Here is a 5,078-nt window from a genome sequence, read left to right as displayed (position 1 = left end):
ATCTATCCCAACAAATACTGGGCAGACTTCAAGCTGACAGACGACGGCAAGAAGGTGGTGAAGCTACCCGAGGGCGGCGACAAGATGGAGTGGCGGCCGTCGAGCCTGGACGATAAAACCTACACCTACAGGGTGGTCACGGTGCAGGCCAATCACCTGCGGGCCCGGGATATGGGACCCGTGCAGGACGAGATGCTCCCGGGGGTTGACACTGCCAGGGGCGCCGACTTTACCGAGGGTGTGGATCTGACCGGAGTGCCGGACACACTGCAGCAGATCGCCCACAATCCCGGAAATAGGCTGAGCGCCAAGCGGCACGTCGATTTCGCGCTGGTCAATGGCGCGTGGACTGTGCACGGCATCGTCTAGTGCGGGAGAAAGCCTTGAAGGGCGGGGTCGAATGCGTTGACCTTGCCCTTTTTGCTGGGTCCTTCATCCAAGAGACGAGCTCCGCCGCAAAAGGCAGGCCAGGCACTGTTTGGACCAACGAGGCGGGCTGGTTCGCGAATGCATTGACCCTGACCTTTTCTTTTGTTATCGTAAATAGGTTCCGCAAGAACGCCTCCGGACGTGTGTCATGCGACGGATGCGTAGGGCAGCCAACCCAAAGTATTGAGGCGGCTGAATCCCACGGCTGAGCGCAGTCAGGCCAGCCATTCATCCCTGGATAAGCTCTTATCTTGCGAGGGGCAAGGGAACAATCGCATCGGTGTCCGCGCGTTTCTCCACCTTGGAGGGCTATGCGGGCCGGAATTGGCGAAACGGAGTCGGCTCCGCACCAAGATAGGTTCCTTGGTAGGACGCGCGACCACCGTCCCGGTTCTCGTCTGGAAGTGGAACGAAGGCAGACGCGAAGCAGCAACCTGGGCTTTCGTGCGTGCGCGCATCAATAAGATGCGCTGTGCGACACGAAAAGCCGAGAAGGCTTGCGCGCGGCTGAATCTGGGTTGGGCTTAAAGGTTTTTGGGGTAAGGAGTTTCAGTTTGCCGACATTTAATCAATTGGTTCGTAAGGGGCGCACGGCCCCCCGCTACAAGACGGCGTCTCCTGCACTGCAGGCCTCGCCGCAGCGTCGCGGTGTTTGCACCCGCGTGTACACACAAACCCCCAAGAAGCCGAACTCGGCGTTGCGCAAGGTAGCTCGCGTGCGGTTGACCAACGGGATCGAGGTCACCACCTACATTCCTGGCATCGGCCACAACCTGCAGGAGCACTCGATTGTGCTTATCCGCGGCGGCCGTGTGAAGGATTTGCCGGGCGTTCGTTATCACGTCGTTCGCGGCACGCTGGATTCAGTGGGCGTCGCCAACCGGAAGCAGAGCCGCTCGAAGTATGGCGCCAAGCGCGCCAAGGGTGGAGCGGCGGCGGGTAAGAAGTAGTTTGCGGTTCCCGGGCGGAGTGATGGAACCGGGACTGGGGCAGCACAACGGCGCTCAGGCGCGAAGGATTTTGAGAGACTATGCCGAGAAAAGGGCACATTGCGAAGCGGGAAGTAGCGCCGGATCCAGTTTATGCATCCACGCTGGTCACCAAGTTTGTGAACTCGATGATGTGGGGCGGCAAGAAGTCGACAGCCCAGGGCATCTTCTATCAATCGATGAAGAACCTTGAAGAGAAGGGCGGCGGCGACGACGCGCTGAAGCTCTTCAAAAAGGCAGTCGAGAATTGCAAGCCCCTGCTCGAGGTTAAGACCCGCCGCGTGGGTGGCGCCAACTACCAGGTCCCGATCGAAGTGAATGCGGATCGTCGCACCTCGCTGGCGATTCGCTGGCTCATCACCTACGGGCGCGCCCGCGGTGAGAAGGGCATGATCGACAAGCTGAGCAATGAGCTGCTGGACGCGGCTAATGGCCGTGGCGCGGCGATGAAGAAGAAGGAAGACGTGCACCGCATGGCCGAGGCCAACAAGGCCTTTGCGCACTACCGCTGGTAGAAAACCAGCCGCTAGCTTCTAGCTTTTAGCTTCTAGCTGTTTTGAGCGGCAGTGGATTAGGAACCGCATAGGGTGGTTCCAGAAGAGACAAGCTAGAGGCTAGTAGCTAGAAGCTGGCAGCTAGGTTTTAACGGCGGGATTCGCATCCCGCAAGGATAAAGAGAGACCGTGGCTCGCACCATACCCCTAAGTCGTTGCCGGAATATCGGAATCATGGCGCACATCGACGCCGGTAAGACGACTGCGACAGAACGCATCCTCTTCTATACGGGCATCACGCACCGCATCGGCGAAGTGCATGAAGGCACCGCGACCATGGATTACATGGAGCAGGAGCAGGAGCGCGGCATCACCATCACGTCGGCGGCAACGACGTGCATGTGGAAAGACATCCGCATCAACATCATTGATACGCCTGGTCACGTGGACTTCACTGCTGAAGTGGAGCGTTCGCTGCGTGTTCTCGACGGCGCGGTGGCGGTGTTTGACTCTGTTAGCGGCGTGCAGCCCCAGACCGAGACCGTGTGGCGTCAAGGCGACAAGTACAAGGTTCCGCGCATCTGCTTCGTGAACAAGATGGACAAGAACGGTGCCGATTTCGAGCACGTTCTCGACACGATTCGCAAGCGGCTGGGCGCGCGGCCAGTTGCGCTGCAGATTCCCATTGGCGCAGAAGCTGGTTTCAAAGGCGTTGTCGACCTCATCGAGATGAAGGCGGTTCTCTGGCACGACGAGACCATGGGCGCCGAGTATGATGTCCAGGAGATTCCGGCCGATCTGCAGAAGAAAGCGGAAGCATTCCGTCTGCAGTTGATCGAAGTTATCGCCGAGACCGACGATGTGCTTCTCGAAAAGTTTCTCGAAGGCGAGACGCCGACTATTGAAGAGCTGAAGAAGGGCATTCGCCAGGCGACCATCGATCTGAAGGTCTTCCCTGTGATCTGCGGAAGCGCATTCAAGAACAAGGGCGTGCAAACGCTGCTCGACGCGGTAGTTGACTATCTGCCCAGCCCGCTGGACAAGCCTCCGGTGGAAGGTATCGATCCGCACGATCACAGCGTGACCTTGATTCGCAAGGCGGACGACAATGAACCCCTGGCGGCGTTGGTCTTCAAGTTGATCAACGATCCGTTTGGCAAGCTGTCGTTTATCCGCATCTACTCCGGTTCGTTGAAGACAGGCGACACGATTTTGAATCCGCGCACCGGCAAGACCGACCGCGTCGGACGCCTGGTAAAAATGCACGCCAATAAGCGTGAGGACATTACCGAGATCTATGCAGGCGACATCTGCGCATGTGTGGGCCTGAAGGAATTGAAGACGGGCGACACGCTGAGCTCGCCGCAGCATCCGATTGCGCTCGGTGCCATTGTGTTCCCGGAACCTGTGATTTCGGTGGCAATTGAGCCGAAGACCAAGGCGGACCAGGAAAAGATGGCGATGGGGTTGTCTCGGCTGGCTGATGAAGATCCGACCTTCAAGGTGCGTACCGACGAGGATTCGGGTCAGACGATTATCAGCGGGATGGGCGAGCTGCACCTTGAGATTCTCGTCGATCGCTTGAAGCGCGAGCACAAGGTTGAGGCGAACGTAGGCGAGCCGAAGGTTGCGTTCCGCGAGACGATTCGCAAGACGGCCGAAGCTGAAGGCAAGTACATTCGCCAGACCGGTGGCTCGGGTAACTACGGGCATTGCAAGCTGCGCATCGAGCCCAATGAGCCAGGCAAGGGCTATGAGTTCATCAACGAAATCAAGGGTGGATCGGTTCCGAGGGAATACATCAAGCCCATTGATCAGGGCGTGCAGGGTGCGTTGGAATTGGGTATCCTGGCAGGCTTCCCGATCGTGGACGTGAAGGTAATCCTGTTCGACGGCAGCTATCACGAAGTTGATTCGAACGAAATGGCATTCAAATTCGCCGGTTCGATCGCGTTCAAGGAAGCTGCACGCAAGGCGCATCCGGTACTTCTTGAGCCCGTGATGGCGGTTGAGGTCACGGTTCCAGAAGAGTACATGGGCGTGATCATCGGCGACATTAACTCGCGCCGAGGACGAATTGAAGGTATGGAACACGCGGCGGGATCGCAGGTCATCAAGGCGATCGTTCCGCTGAAGGAAATGTTCGGCTACGTTAACGAGATTCGTTCCTCGACACAAGGCCGGGCGTCGTATTCAATGCAGTTCGCGCGCTACGAAGAGGCGCCGCGCATGATCGCCGATGAGATTATCGGCCGTGCGCAGGGGAAGTAGAAAAGCAAGCCGTCAGCTACTGGCTTCTAGCTACTAGCTCGGCCTTGCAGAAGCTAAAGGTAGCGGCTCCAGCGAGGGAAGCTGGGAGCTAGCGGCTAGAAGCTAGTAGCTGTTTTTGGTTTTGGGGCTGGAGCCGGAATGCCGGCGCCCCTGGGTGCAACAAGTAGTACAAGCCACTGAAAGGGAATTGGATTTCTTATGGCGAAGGAAAAGTTTGATCGTTCGAAGCCGCATGTGAACGTGGGCACGATTGGTCACATCGATCACGGCAAGACGACGTTGACGGCGGCGATCACCAAGGTATTGCAGAAGCACAACCCGAAGAACACGTTCCGTTCGTTTGACTCGATCGACAACGCCCCGGAAGAGCGGGAGCGCGGCATCACGATCGCGACGGCGCACGTGGAGTACGAGACCCCGAACCGGCACTATGCGCACGTTGACTGCCCCGGTCACGCCGATTACATCAAGAACATGATCACCGGCGCGGCGCAGATGGACGGCGCGATCCTTGTAGTGGCAGCCACCGACGGCCCCATGCCGCAAACCAAGGAGCACGTTCTGCTGGCTCGCCAGGTGGGCGTTCCCTGCATCGTGGTCTTCTTGAACAAGTGCGACGCGGTTGAAGACGAAGAGCTGACAGATCTGGTCGAGATGGAAGTTCGCGAACTGCTGTCGAAGTACCAGTTCCCGGGCGACGATGTTCCGGTTATCCGTGGATCGGCCCTGGGCGCGTTGAACGGCGAGCCCAAGTGGGAAGCCCAGATTGACGCGTTGATGGATGCGGTGGACAAGTACGTTCCGCAGCCGGAGCGCGCCGTAACCCTGCCCTTCCTGATGCCGATCGAAGACATCTTCTCGATCTCGGGACGTGGAACTGTTGTCACGGGCCGTA

At 58.4% G+C, this 5,078-nt stretch carries 5 protein-coding genes; all 5 read left to right on the top strand.

Annotated features, from left to right (window positions below; translation table 11 throughout):
* Positions 1–369: hypothetical protein (locus WA354_RS17605; protein ID WP_472814326.1), on the top strand; the 369-nt coding region annotated here is incomplete at its 5' end.
* 614 nt (positions 370–983) lie between these two features.
* On the top strand, positions 984–1,379 hold the full coding sequence (rpsL, locus tag WA354_RS17600) for a 30S ribosomal protein S12 (RefSeq protein ID WP_109486572.1): 396 nt from the start codon (positions 984–986) through the stop codon (positions 1,377–1,379).
* Positions 1,380–1,459: 80 nt separating this feature from the next.
* Positions 1,460–1,933, top strand: a complete 474-nt coding sequence (rpsG, locus tag WA354_RS17595) for a 30S ribosomal protein S7 (protein WP_472801968.1) — start codon at positions 1,460–1,462, stop codon at positions 1,931–1,933.
* A gap of 168 nt (positions 1,934–2,101) precedes the next feature.
* The gene (gene fusA / locus WA354_RS17590; RefSeq protein WP_472814325.1) at positions 2,102–4,183 is read left to right on the top strand and encodes an elongation factor G; all 2,082 of its coding nucleotides are present in this window, start codon (positions 2,102–2,104) and stop codon (positions 4,181–4,183) included.
* A 198-nt stretch (positions 4,184–4,381) separates the two neighbouring features.
* A partial coding sequence (locus WA354_RS17585) for a GTP-binding protein (RefSeq protein ID WP_472814324.1) occupies positions 4,382–5,078 on the top strand: 697 nt, incomplete at its 3' end.

Source organism: Occallatibacter sp. (assembly GCF_049802275.1).
Lineage (GTDB): Bacteria > Acidobacteriota > Terriglobia > Terriglobales > Acidobacteriaceae > Telmatobacter.
The sequence above is the reverse complement of the archived record's forward strand: the minus strand, read 5'-3'. Positions and strand labels throughout refer to the sequence as shown.